We start from the raw sequence: 14,236 nt of genomic DNA, 5'->3' as shown, positions 1-14,236 counted from the left end.
CGGGCGCCGGGGCTCAGGACCCCGGCGCCCGGACGGTCAGGCCAGGCCGGCGCCGCCGTCGACGTCGAGCACGGCTCCGGTCATGAAGTTGTTGGCCATGAGGAACAGGGCGGCCGCGGCCGCCTCGTCCGCGGTGCCGAAGCGGCCGATCAGCGACGACCGTCCCGCCTCGGCGACGGCCTCGTCGCCGTCGAGGCCGAAGGCGCCGCGCGACATCGGCGTGTCCACGATGCCGTAGCGCAGCGCGTTGACGCGCAGCCGGCGCGGCGCCAGCTCCACGGCCAGGGCCCGGGTGAGCCCTTCCACGGCCGCGACACTGGCGATGGCGGCCGGCACCCCGGGGACGGGCCGCACCGCGTACAGCCCGGAGCTGAAGGTGATCGATCCGCCCGCGGGCAGGTGCCGCGCCGCCACCCTGGCCGCCGCGTAGGCGCTCCAGAGGCGGCTGTCGACAGCCTCCTGAACCTGCTCGCGCGGGGTGTCGAGCAGCGCGCCCATGGCGAACGCGCCCGCCGTCACGAGCACGTGGTCGACGCTTCCCGCCTGCTCGAACACCTGCTCAAGGGCCTCTTCGCGGGCCGAGTCCGCGCTCAGGCCGAGCACCTGAGCGCCACCCGCCGCGCGGACGCCGGCGACCGCGGACTCCAGGCGGGCGGCCTCCCTGGCCACCAGCACCACGCGGGCGCCGACCGAGGCCAGCAGCCGTCCCGCGGCCAGCCCGATGCCCGAGCTGCCGCCGACGATCACCGCGGTCCGCCCGGCCAGCGCGGACGGCAGGGGCGAGGACACCGGCATGGGAGCGAGAGCCGTCATGGACATGATTCCTCCTGGGACGGAATAAACCAGACAGTTGGTTTAAGCACTGTGACCTTCCCGCAGCGGACCGGCCCGTGTCAACTGGATGGTTTAATTTCGTCATGACGTACGACGCGGAGGCGACCAGGCAACGCATCTTCACGGCCGCCACCGCGGAGTTCGCCGCCCACGGCCTGGCCGGGGCCAGAATCGACCGCATCGCGACCGCCGCCCAGGCCAACAAGCAGGCCATCTACCTGTACTTCGGCGGCAAGGAGAAGCTGTTCGGCGCGGTCGTGCGCGCCAAGCTGGACGAGATCTGCCACGCCGTCACCCTCGACCCGAGCACGCTGCCCGAGTCGGTCGGCCTGCTCTACGACTGGTACCACGAGAACCCTGAGCTGCTCCGGCTGCTGCTGTGGGAGGGCCTGGAGGTCGGCGACGGCCCGGTCGAGGGCGAGCGTGAGCGCAAGGACTCCTACCGCGACCACGTGGACGGCCTGATGGCGGCGGGCATGTCCGATGCGCGCACCGCCCAGGACTGGCTGTTCACCATCCTGGGGCTGGTGGCGTGGAACTTCGCGGTGCCGCAACTGCGGCGGCTGCTGCTGGACGAGGACGACGCCGAGCGGGCGATCGCCAGGCGGCGCGCGGTCGTGGTGGATCTGGCCCGGGTCCTGGCCGAACGCGCCCAGGCCGCCATGCGCTGACGCCCGCCGGGTGGTCAGCTCGGGTCGAGGTCCTTGACGAAGACGATGCCGTCCAGGCCGGGCAGGTGGGCGGGGTCCAGCGGGAAGTAGCCGTGGTTGTCCGTCGTGCGCGTGTTCAGCCCGGTCCCGGCCAGGGCGGCGGACAGGCGGGCGCCGTCGAGCACGTGACGGCCGTCCGGCAGCCCGTACAGCAGCCCTTCGAGCGTGTCCGGCGGCGGGACGTCGAGCTTCAGGTGCGGCGCGGCCCCCACCGTGGTGGCGACGAACGCGTACCGGCCGGGAAGCCGCTCCTGGACGATCGCCCCGGCGCTCCACCACTCCAGGTCCATGTCGGCCAGCCGCCACCGGCTCAGCTCGCGCTGCAGGTGCCGGTTGTGCGCGAAGGCCAGCGTGGGGCCGTGGGCGTGCGCGACGGCGGTGAGGTTGTCGGCCATCATCGCGTCGCGCATGCCCATCAGCCGTCCCACGCGGGCCTGCGCCGGGTCGGCCATCGAGGCGTGGTAGCGCATCAGGCCTGTCGCCGTACGGGCGTGCAGGGCCGCCCGCCACCACTGCTCGCGCGAGGTCGCGCTGATCAGGTGCGGTGTCTGCGCCTGCAGCAGCGCCGCCAGGTCGTCGGCGATGAGCCGCAGCCGCACTGCTTCCGCCGAGCGGCCCACCGACCTGGACGGGTCCATCGCCGCGGCCGGGTCGCTCCAGCGGGCGTCGTCGCCGATCAGCTCGTCGATCTCGGCCCACGTGCAGGTCAGCAGGTCGGCGGGGACGTGCGGGGCGAGGTGCCCGTACAGCCCGGCCAGGGCGGTGCGCGGGCTGTCCGGGCCCATGATCTCGATCGGGGCGTCGAAGCCGAAGAAGCGCAGCCGGCGTTCCCGCGGCAGGTCGCGGTTGTGCTCGCGCATCCAGCGGACGAGCTCGCGGTTGGCCGGATACTCGCCGAGCTCATGGTTGAAGCCGCGGCGCATGACGTCGTCCAGGCTGTCTTCGTCCGAGGTGTCTTCGCCTCCCGTGACGTAGGCGTCGACCGTCAGGGCGGCCAGGCAGTCGCTCTCCAGGGCGATCGACCGGTAGCCCTCGTGCTCGGCCAGGTGGTGGAACAGCTCGTTGCGCAGGCGCGGCAGCGCGTCCTCGCGGTGGGTGGGCTCGCCGAGGCCGAGCACGCGCGGGCGCTCCCGGAGCGTGCCCAGGAGTCCGGAGATCGCCGGGCCGACGTCTTCTCCGTGAAAGGCGCGGGCGGCGGCGATGATCGCTGAGGTGGTGGCCATGGTGGTCGCCGTTCCCTTCGCTGGTGTGGGCTGACCTGTGCCTTCAACCGTATCGTTGAACCTCCTGTGTAGACTTCTGCGCGGTTTCCGGTGTCCTGCCGGGTGCGGCCTTCAACCCGTGGGTGGTGTCATGGCTCGTCTGCGTCCTGTCGACCTGGCGCGCGAGCACGGCCTGTCCACGCAGGCGGTGCGCAACTACGAGGAGGCCGGCATCCTGCCGCCCGCCGGGCGTTCGCCGTCCGGCTACCGCGTCTACACGGGGGTGCACGCCGAGGCGCTGCGCGCGTTCGTCGTCCTGGTGCCGGCGCACGGGCACGCCACGGCCACCGCGATCATGCAGGCGGTCAACCGGGGCGCGGACGAGGAGGCCCTGCGGCTGATCGACGAGAGCCACGTGCAACTCCTGGACGACCGCCGGACCCTCGCCGCCGTGGAGCGGGCGCTACGCGACCTGTCACGGTCCGAGCCGGGCGCGCCGCCTCGGCCGTCCGGCCCGGAGCGCGGCGCGGAACCGGGGCCGGGCGGCACGTCGGGCGTCACCTTCATCGGGCCGCTGGCGCGCAGGCTCGGCCTGCGGCCCGCCACGCTGCGCAAGTGGGAGCGGGCCGGCATCGTGCGTCCTGAGCGTGATCGCCAGACCGGGTATCGCGTCTACGCCGCGGCCGACGTCCGGGATGCCCGCCTGGCCCACCAGCTCAGACGTGGCGGATATCCGCTGGAGCAGATCGCCGCGCTGGTGGCGCGGATCCGCGAGGCGGGCGGGCTGGAGCCGCTGGAGTCCACGCTGAGCGGCTGGCGCGAACGCCTGACGGCCCGGGGCCTGGCGATGCTGACGGCCGCGGCCGGGCTCGACGCCTACCTGGGCGCGCGGGCGGCGGCGTCGGCGTAGCGGCCGGCCAGGCGGGCGAAGGCGGCCCTGAGCTCGTCCGGTCCGACGACCTCGATGCGGGCGTCGAACCTGCCGAGCGCGGCGGCCAGTCCCACCCAGGACCACGAGCCCAGGACGAGCCTGCAGCGGTCGCCGCCGAGGTCCTCGACGACGGCGTCGCGGCTGTAGCGCGACACCTCGGCGGCCGGCCGGTCGAGGATCACCTCGCCGCGGCAGGGCCAGCCGTCCGGCCCCGCCGAGCCGTCGGAGCCGCGGAACCTGCCGGTCACGAAGCCGGCCACTCCACCGGACGCGCCGTCGCCCGGCAGCTCACGCGGGGTGAAGCGCGGGCCCAAGGGGGTGCGCGGGGTGATCCGGTCGGCGCGGAAGATGCGCCAGTCCGCGCGGTCGAGGTCCCAGGCGAGGAGGTACCAGCGGCCGCGCCAGGTGACGAGGTGGTGCGGCTGCACCCGGCGCGGCGGAACCAGCCCGCCCCCGGGCGCGGGCTCGGCGCCGGTCGCCGTCGCGGGGGTGTGGTCGAAGCGCAGTTCCTGGCGGGCGTGGACGGCCGCGCCGAGCGCCACCAGCACGTCGCCGGCGGGCCCGGGCTCAGGCCGGGCGGCGGGCGGCTCGACGACGGTGACCTGGAGCGCGTCGATCCGGTGACGCAGCCGGGCGGGCATGACCTGCCTGACCGTGTTGAGCGCCCGCGCCGCCGCCTCCGCGATGCCGGAACCAGAAGTGGAACCGGTGGCGGCGGTGGTCTGGAGCGCGATGGCCAGGGCGACCGCCTGCTCGTCGTCGAACAGCAGCGGCGGCAGGTCCGCCCCCGCGTCCAGCCGGTACCCGCCGTCCGGCCCCTTGCTCGTCGCGATGGGGTAGCCCAGCTCGCGCAGGCGGTCGACGTCGCGCCGCACGGTGCGGGTGCTGACGTCCAGCCGTTCGGCCAGCAGCGTGCCCGGCCAGTCCCGGCGTGCCTGCAGCAGCGAGAGCAGCGCCAGCAGGCGCGCTGAGGTCTTCGGCATGTTCTCCATCGTGCCCGAAGTAGCGGACACACCCTGTCCGCTACCCCTGCGACTGTGAACTCGTCGCGATGCGCGGCAACTGCGAGCAGAACGAGATTCAAGGAGACGATCATGGCGGTCAACACGGTGACGCACCTGAACTTCCGCGGCGACGCCCGCGCGGCGCTCACCTTCTACCAGTCCGTGTTCGGCGGCGATCTGGCCGTGATCACCTACCGGGACGCCGGCGCCGTGCAGGACCCGGCCGCGGCCGATGAGGTGATGTGGGGCCAGGTGGCGGCCGGCAACGGGTTCCGGGTGATGGCCTACGACGTGCCCGCGAGCCTGCCGTGGAACCAGGGGGAGAACGCGTTCTTCGTGTCGTTGCGCGGCGAGTCGAGCGAGGAGGTGGCCGCGTTCTGGAAGGGGCTGTCCGACGGCGCGAACGTGCTGCGGCCGCTGGGCCCGGCGCAGTGGTCGGCCAGTTACGGCATGCTGACCGACCGCTTCGGCGTCACCTGGGTCGTGGACGTCGCATAACCGCCGCGCCCCGCCCGGGCGAGCGGGCGGGGGCGCGGGTAGGCTCGGAGGCGAGGTGAGTGAACACTCACTAACCCTGGGAGGGAGCCCATCATGAAGCTCACCGTCTTCGGCGCGACCGGCGGCACCGGTCTGCAGCTCGTCCGCCAGGCGCTCGACCTGACCCACGAGATCACCGCGGTCGTCCGCGATCCGGCCAGGCTGCCCGCCGAGCTGCGTCCGCGCGTCGACGTGGTGCGGGCCGACGTGATGGATCCGGGCGCGATCATCTCCGCGATCGAGGGCCGTGACGCCGTGGTGTGCGCGCTCGGCCCGCGCGGCACCGGGCCGACCACCGTCCACTCGGCGGCCACCCGCTCCATCGTGGCGGCGATGGAGCGGGCCGGGGTGCGGCGGGTGCTGTCGGTCGGGGCGGCCGGCATGGTGGCCGACGCCGGTGACGACCCGTTCACCCGGTACGTGCTCAAGCCGCTGGTGCTGCAGCGGATCCTGCGGCACTCGTTCGGCGACCTGGCGGTGGCCGAGCGGCTGCTGCGGCAGTCCCGGCTGGACTGGACGATCGTGCGTCCGTCGCGGCTGACCGACTCGGGCCGGACGAACCGCTACCGCACCGCCAAGGACGTCAACCTCCGCTTCGGCTTCCTGACCAGCCGCGCCGACCTGGCCGACTGCGTGCTCGACCTGATCGAGGACCGGTCGTCGGTCGGGCACGTCATCTCGGTGGCCTCCTGACGGCCGTCCGGCGGCGTCCTATACTGCCCGCGTGAAGATCACTTCCGTGGATCCGGCCGACGTGCCGGCCCCCTGGGCCTACACGAACGGCGCGCTGGTCGAGGACGCGCGCCGGCTGCTGTTCGTCAGCGGGCAGATCCCGGTGACCGCCGACGACCAGGTGCCGCCCGACTTCCCCGCGCAGTGCCGGCTGGCCTGGCAGAACGTGCTGTCGGTGCTCAAGGGCGCGGACATGACCGTGGAGAACCTGGTCAAGGTCACCGTCTATCTGTCGGATCGGCGGTACCGGGGGGAGAACTCCGCCATCCGCAAGGAGGTGCTCGGCGACCACTGCCCGGCGTTGACGATCATCATCACCGGGATCTACGACGAGGCGTGGCTGCTGGAGATCGAGGCGGTCGCGGCGGCGTGAGGCGCCCGGGTGTCCACCCCAGGTGTCAGAGCCCTGGGGTGAGCAGCGCCGCCGACGGGTCGCGTTCCGGCGGCCCGGCCGGCCACCATTCGCCGTCGCGCCGCACGAAGGGGTACCAGCGGCCGTCGCGGCCGTAGCGCACCTGCTGTTCCCCGGCGGTCCACCGGTTGCGCCACAGCTCCACGCCCGGCGGCGGCTCGGCCTCCCAGGCGGCGTCCAGCAGCGCCTGCGCCCTGGCCAGGACCCGCTTGGGCGGGTTCCACGCCGACTCCAGCGCCTCCAGCCCGCCGGCCCCGCCGTGCCGCCAGGCCTGAACGGCGGCGTCCAGGCCGAGGTCGAGGTCGTGCTCGGCGGCCAGCCGTACCCGGTCCTGGTACTCGTTCAGCATGGTGCGGGGCCCGCCGGCCAGCAGTTCGCGGGCCAGTGACGCGGCCGAGGCGGCCAGCACGCGCAGCGCCTCGACGTCCACGCCGGGGCCTGGCTCCAGGTCGAGCGGCGCGAACGGCACGTCCAGCGGCGGCGGGGCGGGCAGCGGCGGGACGCCGTGCGCGAACGCCTCGGCGGCCGGCACGCCGGTGGCGGCGACGGCGGGCAGGTCGCGGGCCTGCAGCGCTTCGATCAGCTCCTGCTCGCCGCGCCCGCGCATGAGCAGCAGCACGAACGGGTCGTCGTCGAGCAGCCAGGACGCCTGGTAGCACAGCGCGGCGGCGTGCTTGCACGGGTGGCCCCAGTCCGGGCAGGAGCACTCGGGTTCCAGGTCGCCGACGGCGGGCAGCAGCGGCACGGCCGCGTCGGCGGCGGCCTCGACCAGGTCGTGCGGCATGTCGCGGTCCAGCAGCGCGGCGATGTGCCCGGCCTGGGCGGCCACCTGGTCGAGGAAGCGTTCCCACTCGGCGTCGGTGAGCTGCTCGACGCGGACGACCGTGTCGTATTCGTGCTCGGTCACGGCGGCGATGCGGCCGGGGCTGACGGTGATCGGCCCGACCTGGCCGGTCTTGGCGTAGGCGCGGCCCTTGCGCAGCAGGCCCTGGTCGAGTGAGGTGTCCTCGAGCGCCTTGATCCAGGCCCGGCCCCACCAGGAGGTGGCGAAGCGGGCGCCGGCGCGCTGCGGGGGGAAGGCGGCGAAGCCGCGGGCGGCGTGCATCTCGGCTCCAGCGTTCATCTCGGCGTCACGGGTCATCTGAGCTTCACGGGTCATCTCCGCTCCGCGTTCATCTCAGCTCCACCAGGGCGGCGAGCTCGGCGTCGGTGAGTTCGGTGAAGGCGGCCTCGCCGCCGGTGAGCACGGCCTCGGCCAGGGATCGTTTGGCGGCCAGCATCCCGGCGATGCGGTCCTCGATGGTGCCTTCGGCGATCAGGCGGTGCACCTGGACGGGCCGGGTCTGCCCGATCCGGTAGGCGCGGTCGGTGGCCTGGTCCTCCACGGCGGGGTTCCACCAGCGGTCGTAGTGGATGACGTGGTCGGCGCGGGTGAGGTTCAGTCCGGTGCCGGCGGCCTTGAGCGAGAGGAGGAAGACCGGGGCGTGGCCGTCCTGAAAGCGCTGGACCATCTCCTCGCGCTTGGGCACGGGGGTTCCGCCGTGCAGGAGCTGGGTGGGCACGCCGCGGGCGGCCAGGTGTTTCTCCAGCAGCCTGGCCATGGCCACGTACTGGGTGAAGATCAGCACGGCGCCGTCCTCGGCGACGATGGTGTCGACGAGCTCGTCCAGGAGTTCCAGCTTGCCGGAGCGGCCGGTCAGGCGCGGGGCGGCCTCGTGCAGGTACTGGGCGGGGTGGTTGCAGATCTGCTTGAGCCCGGTGAGCAGCTTGACGATCAGGCCGCGCCTGGCCATGCCCTGGGCGTCGGCGATCTGGGCCATGATCTCGCGGACCACGGCCTGGTAGAGGCCGGCCTGCTCGGTGGTGAGCGCGACGGGGCGGTCGGTCTCGGTCTTGGGCGGCAGTTCGGGGGCGATGCCCGGGTCGCTCTTGCGCCGGCGCAGCAGGAACGGGCCGACCAGCCGGGCCAGCCGCTCGGCCGCGTCGCGGTCGCCGGACTCGACCGGTTTGGCCCATCGGGCCCTGAACCTGGCCAGCGGGCCGAGCAGCCCGGGCGTGGCCCAGTCGAGCACCGACCACAGTTCCGACAGGTTGTTCTCGACCGGGGTTCCGGTCAGTGCGACGCGGGCGGCGGCCGGGATCTCGCGCAGCGCCTTGGCGGTGCCGGAGGCCGGGTTCTTGACGTGCTGGGCCTCATCGGCGACCAGCAGGCCCCAGGGGTGTGCGGCCAGCTTGGCCGCGTCGAGGCGCATGGTGCCGTACGTGGTGAGCACGAATCCCTCGTCGGCCAGGGTGCGGGCGCTGCCGTGGTAGCGGCGTACCGGGACGCCGGGGGCGAATCTGCCGATCTCGCGTTCCCAGTTGCCCATGAGCGAGGCCGGGCACACGACCAGGGTCGGCCCGGCCGCGTCGGCGGCGCGGTGCAGGTGCAGCGCGATCAGGGTGATCGTCTTGCCCAGGCCCATGTCGTCGGCCAGGCAGGCGCCGAGCCCGAGCGAGGTCATCCTGGCCAGCCAGCGCAGGCCGTGCAGCTGGTAGTCGCGCAGGGTGGCGGCCAGCGCGGGCGGTGCGTCGATGTGCTCGGGCTCGGCCAGGCGGTCGCGCAGTTCCCTGAGCCAGTCGGTGGGCTCGACCGGCACCTGCTCGCCGTCGAGCTCGACGGTGCCGGTCAGCGCGGCGCCGAGCGCCTGCAGGCCGGTCAGCGGCTTGAGGTCGCGCTGGCGGGCCTTGCGCGCCAGGTCGGGGTCGATGAGCACCCACTGGTCGCGCAGCCGCACCACGGGGCGGTGCGCCTCGGCGAGCTGGTCCATCTCGGCCGCGGTGAGTCGTTCGCCGCCGAGGGCGAGCTGCCAGTCGAAGCTGGTCAGGTTGTTGCCGCCGAGGAAGGACGGCAGGTCGGACGGCGCCGCGTCGCGCGCGCCGATCACGGCCCTGGCCGACAGGCCGCCGACCAGCGACTTGGGCCAGTGCACCTCCACCCCGACCCCGGCCAGGCGTTCGGCGGCGCCGGCCAGCAGGTCCTCGACGTCGCCGTCGGTGAGGGTCAGCTCGTCGGGCACCGCGCTCTCCAGCAGGGCGGAGAGCCTGGGCCAGGCGCGGGCGGCCCGCCTGATGGCCAGGGTGGCGTCGATCCTGGCGCGGCCGCCGAAGCCGGGCTCGTGGCCGGGGTCGTGTCCGTCCCACAGGTCGGCCGCGTCGACGACCAGCGACGGGTCGGCCAGGCTGTGCACCTGCACCACGGCACGGAACTCGGCGCGGGCCAGGTCGTCGGACTCCAGCCGCAGCGAGACGCGCACGCCGGAGTCGAGTCCGGCCGACACCTCGTCGGCCCAGCGGCGCAGGTGCGGCACCTTGACCGGCTTGGCGGCGGCGAACGCGGTGGTCCCGGTGGCGCGTACGGCGCCGGGGGAGCGCGGCATGGCGTCGGCGACGGCGTCGAGGAAGGCCCGCACCAGCGGTTCGGCGTCCGGCAGCCGCACCTCGCCGCCCTCGCCGCCCATCAGCGGGACGGCGCGGGCGGTGGCGGGCATGGCGTCGGCCAGTTCGCGGATGCGCCGGACGTCGGCGGTGTCGAACGGCCCGGCCCGCCAGGAGTCGTGGTCGGCGGCCGATACGCCGGGCAGGATGCGCCCGCGGGTGACGAGCTGGAGCGCGACCAGGGCGGCGGCGCCCCAGAAGCGGGCGGCGGGGTGGGCGTCGGCGTCCGTCCTGGCCCTGGCCAGCAGCGCGACGGCGGCGGCGATCGGGACCCTGGTGGCGGCGGCCTGGCGCGGGCGTGGGCCGTCCTGGTGCTGCTCGACCACGGTCACCGTGGTGTCCCCCGCGGGATCGAGGAAGATCATCCCGCCGGATCGGGGCGGGTCGCCCGGGTCGAAGACTGCTGCTTGCCGTACCAGATCCGTCATGAGACTCACGACCGTACAGTGTACGGTACGGATGGGGTGGGGTTTACCTCCATGATGGCCGGGCACCTGCCTCATTCCTGGCATATCCGATCTTCCATAGCCTTACACCATGACTGATTGGCTCATCGCACTGATGGAACGTCTCGGGGCGCCGGGGGCGGGGCTGGCGATCGCGCTGGAGAACCTGTTCCCGCCGCTGCCGAGTGAGGTGATCCTGCCCCTGGCCGGGTTCACCGCGAGCATGGGCGAGATGGATCTGCTCGAGGTGCTGGTGTGGACCACGGCGGGGTCGCTGGTGGGCGCCCTGGCCCTGTACTGGGTGGGCGCGTTGCTCGGCCGCGAGCGCACGCTGGCGCTCGCGGCCAGGATCCCGTTGCTGAAGGTCTCCGACATCGAGAAGACCGAGGCGTGGTTCGGCCGGCACGGCCGCAAGACCGTGTTCTTCGGCCGGATGATCCCTATTTTCCGCAGTTTGATCTCAATCCCGGCCGGCGTCGAACGCATGCCGCTGCCGATCTTCGCGCTGCTGACCGCGACCGGCAGCCTGATCTGGAACACCATTTTCGTCATGGCCGGCTACCTGCTGGGGGAGAACTGGTCGCTGGTGGAGACCTACGTCGGCATCGGTTCGAAGGTGGTGATCGCGCTGGTGGTGCTGGCCGTGCTGGTGTTCGTCGGCGTACGGCTGGGCGAGCGGCGCAAGGGACGCCACGCCGCGCGCCGCTGACCGTCCGGGTACATCAGGTCGGCCGCCCAGGCGCATCAAGGCCGGCGGCCCGGGCAGCTCGGGGCCGGCCGCTCAGATGCCTCAGGCGGTGCGCTCCGCGCGGCCGCCGGTCCAGATCCACATCAGCTGCACGACGCTCACGCCGAACATCAGCACGCCCACGGGGACGTGCAGCGCCGTCAGATGCGCCAGGCCCAGCGCCACCTGCGCCGAGGTGAGCACCAGGAACCCGGCCGCGTACAGCGCGTGACGCGGCGAGCCGCCGCCCGGCCGCCACACCACGATCGCCACGATCAGGTGCAGCACCGCCACCACGAACAGCGTGTACGACCCGGCGCTGTGCGGCGCGCTGCCGGTGGACGCGGCCAGCATCAACCCGGCGGTGATCGCCTGCACGAACACGGCCGCGGTCTGCACGCCGACCGCGATCCGCAGGAAACCGAGGTGGCCTGACTTCGTCATCGTCGTCGGTGCGGACATGGTGGGGGCTCCCCTTCTCGAACTCAAACCCGGGCTCTCACCGGTACGACGAGACAGCGGGGCAGAATGTGAGGCCCGCGCCGCCTCCACCCTCCGGAACGGCGGCCGGCGGACGAACGCGAGCAGGAAGGCCGGCACCAGCATGACCACCGGATCAGGGGCAGGAGACGACCTGCTCGACCCGAACCTGAGCGCGATCATGAGCGAGCGGCGGCAGCTGCTCAACCTCGCCTACCGGCTGCTCGGCTCGCTGGCCGACGCCGAGGACGTCGTCCAGGAGACCTACGCCCGCTGGTACGCCATGTCCGGCGAGCGGCAGGAGGCCATCGCGTCGCCCGGCGCCTGGCTGACGAAGGTGGCCGGCCGCATCTGCCTCGACCTGCTCGGCTCGGCCCGGGCCAGGCGCGAGCGCTACGTCGGCGCGTGGATCCCCGAGCCGGTGCCCGAGCCCGCGGAGTGGATCACCGGCCGGGCCGGCGGCGCGGCCGATCCGGCCGACCGGGTCACCCTCGACGAGTCGGTCCACATGGCCTTCCTGGTCGTGCTGGAGTCGATGACGCCGGCCGAGCGGGTGGCGTTCGTCCTGCACGACGTCTTCCGCTACTCCTTCCCCGAGGTGGCCGAGATCGTCGGACGCAGCCCGGCGGCCTGCCGCCAGCTGGCCACCTCGGCCCGGCGCCGCATCCGCGACGCGCGCGTCCCCCGGGTTCCCGCGGCGCGGCAGGCCGGGCTGGTCAAGAACTTCAAGCAGGCCTGGGCGGCCCAGGACATCGGCGCACTGGTGGGCCTGCTCGACCCCGACGCGGTGCTGGTGGCCGACGGTGGCGGGCTGGCCGGCGCCGCGTCCCGCCCGGTCGAGGGCGGCGAGCGGATCGCCCGCTACATCCTCGCGCTCGCCGACAAAGGCGCCCGGCCTGGTGATCCTGGAGCGCACCGTGAACGGCCGGCCCGGCCTGGTGGCCCAGCGGGACGGCGTCACGGTGACGGTGGCGGCGTTCGACGTGGACGGCGACCGGGTCACCCGCATCTGGGCGGTACGCAACCCGGACAAGCTCTCGCCCTGGACGTCCGGCCCGCGTGACTAGACGTCCTGGACGTCTTGTCGTGTGGCCGGACGTCCGGGGCCGGGCGGCTGGGCCTCCTCCCGGGCGCGCGGCGATCGGGAGCCGCCGGCCCAGCTCACCCGCCGCCACAGCCACTCCAGCGGCCCCTGCTCGTGCCGGTCGAGCCAGAGCGCGGACCACGACCATTGCAGGAGGAGGATGACGCCCGCGATGAGCACGACCGTGCTCGCCGGCCACTCCTGGGCCCGCCCGCCGACCAGCCGGGCGGCGGCCAGCACGAGCACGGTGGCGGTCAGGTAGTTGGTCAGCGCCATCCGTCCCAGGGGCGCGAATACGATCTCCAGCGCCCGCCGCAGCGGCGTCCTGAGCAGGAGGAGCAGGCCGCAGACGTACGCGCCGGCGAGCAGCAGCCCGGCCAGCGACAGCGTGAGCTCGAAGCGCACGTGCCGGAGCTGCAGCACGACCATCGGCACGGCCGCCACCGCGAACAGGACGGCGAGCAGCCCCGGCACCCGGGCCGAACGCTCGATCGCGTCGATCACGCCGTAGCGGGTCAGCGCGGAACCCAGCAGGAACAGCCCGGGGACCAGCGCGTACTGGCCGCCGTCGAGCGCGAGTGCGGTGGCGAGCAGCACGACCGCGAGCGCCGCCACCGCCCGGCGGGGCAGCCAGGTGGACGGCAGCAGCACCACCAGCCCGGCGACGGCGTAGACGGCCAGGATGTCGCCCTGCCACAGGAGCAGGTGGTGCGCCAGGCCCATGACCAGCAGCGCGAGCAGTCTGCGCAGCAGCACCAGGCGCGGCCGGGCGGTCCGCGCCGCGGCCGAGCGCAGCAGCAGCGAGAACCCGACGCCGAACAGCAGCGAGAAGATCGGGAAGAAGCGCTGGCCGACGATCAGCCCGAGCACCTCGTGCCCGAGGCTCGCCGACGCCGCGCTCACGGGTGCGCCGCCGACGTGGGCGATCGGCTGCACGTTGGCCAGCAGGATTCCGCAGAGCGCGAACCCGCGCAGGACGTCCAGGGCGGCGATGCGCGGCGGGCGGTGGCGTGCTTGTGATGATGACATGGGGACTCATCCTGGGAGCTCGGATGCTGGGCCCACATCGACAGAAAGCAGGGACGAAACAGTACTTTCGGCCGGTACCGGCCGGTGATGGCCCTGCCTAGCCTGAACGCCGTGGCTTCTCCCGATCGGCTCACCGCACCCGTGGAAGGTCCCGGCGTCGGGCGCGAGACCGGATTCGTCGCGACGTCCGGTGCCGGGTCCGGTGCGGGGTCCGGCGTCAGGTCCAGCGTCGGGACCGGTGCCGCCCTCGGCGTCAAGCTCGGTGCCGGGCTCGGTGTCCGGCTTGGTGTCCGGCTCGGTACTGGGCTCGACGTTGGGCTCGGTGTTGGGCTGGCGGTGGCCGTGGGCTTTCAGGCCTACCAGGTCATCGACGTCTGGGGCGCCGGTTATGCGGTGTTCGGCGCGGTCGCCGGCGCGGTGGTGTGCGTGATCGCGCTGGCGCGTCGCCGTCACCGGCTGTGGGCCGCCGTCGCCGGGCTGGTCGTGGCGGCGGTCGCGGTGCTCGTCTCCCGTCTGTTCGGTCTGCCCGCCGAGCCCAGTCCCGCCGCGTCGCTGGGCTTGGCGGTGCTGGTCGGGTCCGCGGTCAGGACGCTGCCCTGGCGCGCCGCCTGCGCGGTGGCGGGGGCGGGGG

14 protein-coding genes and 1 pseudogene are annotated in these 14,236 nt (G+C 73.6%); 8 read left to right on the top strand and 7 right to left on the bottom strand.

Annotation, left to right across the window (positions count from 1 at the left end; genetic code table 11):
* Positions 1 to 36: 36 nt before the first annotated feature.
* Positions 37 to 813, bottom strand: coding sequence for an SDR family NAD(P)-dependent oxidoreductase (locus tag HII36_RS27165; protein WP_236003909.1), 777 nt, complete (start codon positions 811 to 813; stop codon positions 37 to 39).
* 104 nt (positions 814 to 917) lie between these two features.
* Here HII36_RS27165 and HII36_RS27160 point away from each other — a divergent pair, with 104 nt between their 5' ends.
* Complete coding sequence (locus tag HII36_RS27160) at positions 918 to 1,505, top strand: TetR/AcrR family transcriptional regulator (RefSeq protein WP_173526085.1); 588 nt, start codon at positions 918 to 920, stop codon at positions 1,503 to 1,505.
* Positions 1,506 to 1,519: 14 nt separating this feature from the next.
* Here the strand turns inward: HII36_RS27160 and HII36_RS27155 are convergent, their stop codons facing one another.
* A complete protein-coding gene (locus HII36_RS27155) occupies positions 1,520 to 2,767 on the bottom strand; it encodes an erythromycin esterase family protein (protein ID WP_173526084.1) in 1,248 nt (415 codons plus the stop codon).
* Between the two features lie 130 nt (positions 2,768 to 2,897).
* On the opposite strand from HII36_RS27155, the gene HII36_RS27150 reads away from it, so the two are divergent.
* Positions 2,898 to 3,656 (top strand): TioE family transcriptional regulator, encoded by a 759-nt coding sequence (locus HII36_RS27150; RefSeq protein ID WP_173526083.1) that lies wholly within the window; start codon positions 2,898 to 2,900, stop codon positions 3,654 to 3,656.
* Here HII36_RS27150 and HII36_RS27145 read toward each other — a convergent pair.
* Positions 3,623 to 4,660: a helix-turn-helix transcriptional regulator gene (locus HII36_RS27145; RefSeq protein ID WP_173526082.1), complete on the bottom strand. Its 1,038-nt coding sequence runs from the start codon at positions 4,658 to 4,660 to the stop codon at positions 3,623 to 3,625. The genes HII36_RS27150 and HII36_RS27145 overlap by 34 nt on opposite strands.
* A 111-nt stretch (positions 4,661 to 4,771) precedes the next feature.
* Between HII36_RS27145 and HII36_RS27140 the strand changes: the two genes are divergently transcribed.
* The 3 genes from HII36_RS27140 (at position 4,772) to HII36_RS27130 (ending at position 6,323) form a co-directional block, all read left to right on the top strand.
* Positions 4,772 to 5,179 carry a VOC family protein gene (locus tag HII36_RS27140; protein WP_173526081.1) on the top strand — a complete coding sequence of 136 codons (408 nt, stop codon included), beginning with the start codon at positions 4,772 to 4,774 and terminating at the stop codon, positions 5,177 to 5,179.
* A 93-nt stretch (positions 5,180 to 5,272) separates the two neighbouring features.
* Complete coding sequence (locus HII36_RS27135; RefSeq protein ID WP_173526080.1) at positions 5,273 to 5,911, top strand: NAD(P)-dependent oxidoreductase; 639 nt, start codon at positions 5,273 to 5,275, stop codon at positions 5,909 to 5,911.
* A 31-nt stretch (positions 5,912 to 5,942) separates the two neighbouring features.
* Positions 5,943 to 6,323, top strand: a complete 381-nt coding sequence (locus tag HII36_RS27130) for a RidA family protein (RefSeq protein ID WP_173526079.1) — start codon at positions 5,943 to 5,945, stop codon at positions 6,321 to 6,323.
* 25 nt (positions 6,324 to 6,348) lie between these two features.
* Here HII36_RS27130 and HII36_RS27125 read toward each other — a convergent pair whose 3' ends face one another.
* On the bottom strand, positions 6,349 to 7,521 hold the full coding sequence (locus tag HII36_RS27125) for an SWIM zinc finger family protein (protein ID WP_236003908.1): 1,173 nt from the start codon (positions 7,519 to 7,521) through the stop codon (positions 6,349 to 6,351).
* Between the two features lie 13 nt (positions 7,522 to 7,534).
* Positions 7,535 to 10,267: a DEAD/DEAH box helicase gene (locus tag HII36_RS27120; protein ID WP_173526115.1), complete on the bottom strand. Its 2,733-nt coding sequence runs from the start codon at positions 10,265 to 10,267 to the stop codon at positions 7,535 to 7,537.
* A 109-nt stretch (positions 10,268 to 10,376) separates the two neighbouring features.
* Here HII36_RS27120 and HII36_RS27115 point away from each other — a divergent pair, with 109 nt between their 5' ends.
* Positions 10,377 to 10,994 (top strand): DedA family protein, encoded by a 618-nt coding sequence (locus tag HII36_RS27115; protein ID WP_217370015.1) that lies wholly within the window; start codon positions 10,377 to 10,379, stop codon positions 10,992 to 10,994.
* A gap of 81 nt (positions 10,995 to 11,075) precedes the next feature.
* Here HII36_RS27115 and HII36_RS27110 read toward each other — a convergent pair whose 3' ends face one another.
* Positions 11,076 to 11,474 carry a hypothetical protein gene (locus HII36_RS27110; protein ID WP_173526078.1) on the bottom strand — a complete coding sequence of 133 codons (399 nt, stop codon included), beginning with the start codon at positions 11,472 to 11,474 and terminating at the stop codon, positions 11,076 to 11,078.
* 142 nt (positions 11,475 to 11,616) lie between these two features.
* Between HII36_RS27110 and HII36_RS27105 the strand changes: the two genes are divergently transcribed.
* Positions 11,617 to 12,555: a sigma-70 family RNA polymerase sigma factor gene (locus tag HII36_RS27105; protein WP_236003907.1), complete on the top strand. Its 939-nt coding sequence runs from the start codon at positions 11,617 to 11,619 to the stop codon at positions 12,553 to 12,555.
* On the opposite strand, the gene HII36_RS27100 is transcribed toward HII36_RS27105, so the two are convergent.
* Positions 12,556 to 13,605 (bottom strand): DUF418 domain-containing protein, encoded by a 1,050-nt coding sequence (locus tag HII36_RS27100; protein ID WP_173526077.1) that lies wholly within the window; start codon positions 13,603 to 13,605, stop codon positions 12,556 to 12,558.
* 111 nt (positions 13,606 to 13,716) lie between these two features.
* Here HII36_RS27100 and HII36_RS27095 point away from each other — a divergent pair.
* Positions 13,717 to 14,236, top strand: a pseudogene (locus HII36_RS27095) (hypothetical protein); the annotation flags it as partial.

Source organism: Nonomuraea antri, from assembly GCF_013283785.1.
GTDB lineage: Bacteria > Actinomycetota > Actinomycetes > Streptosporangiales > Streptosporangiaceae > Nonomuraea > Nonomuraea antri.
The sequence above is the reverse complement of the archived record's forward strand: the minus strand, read 5'-3'. Positions and strand labels throughout refer to the sequence as shown.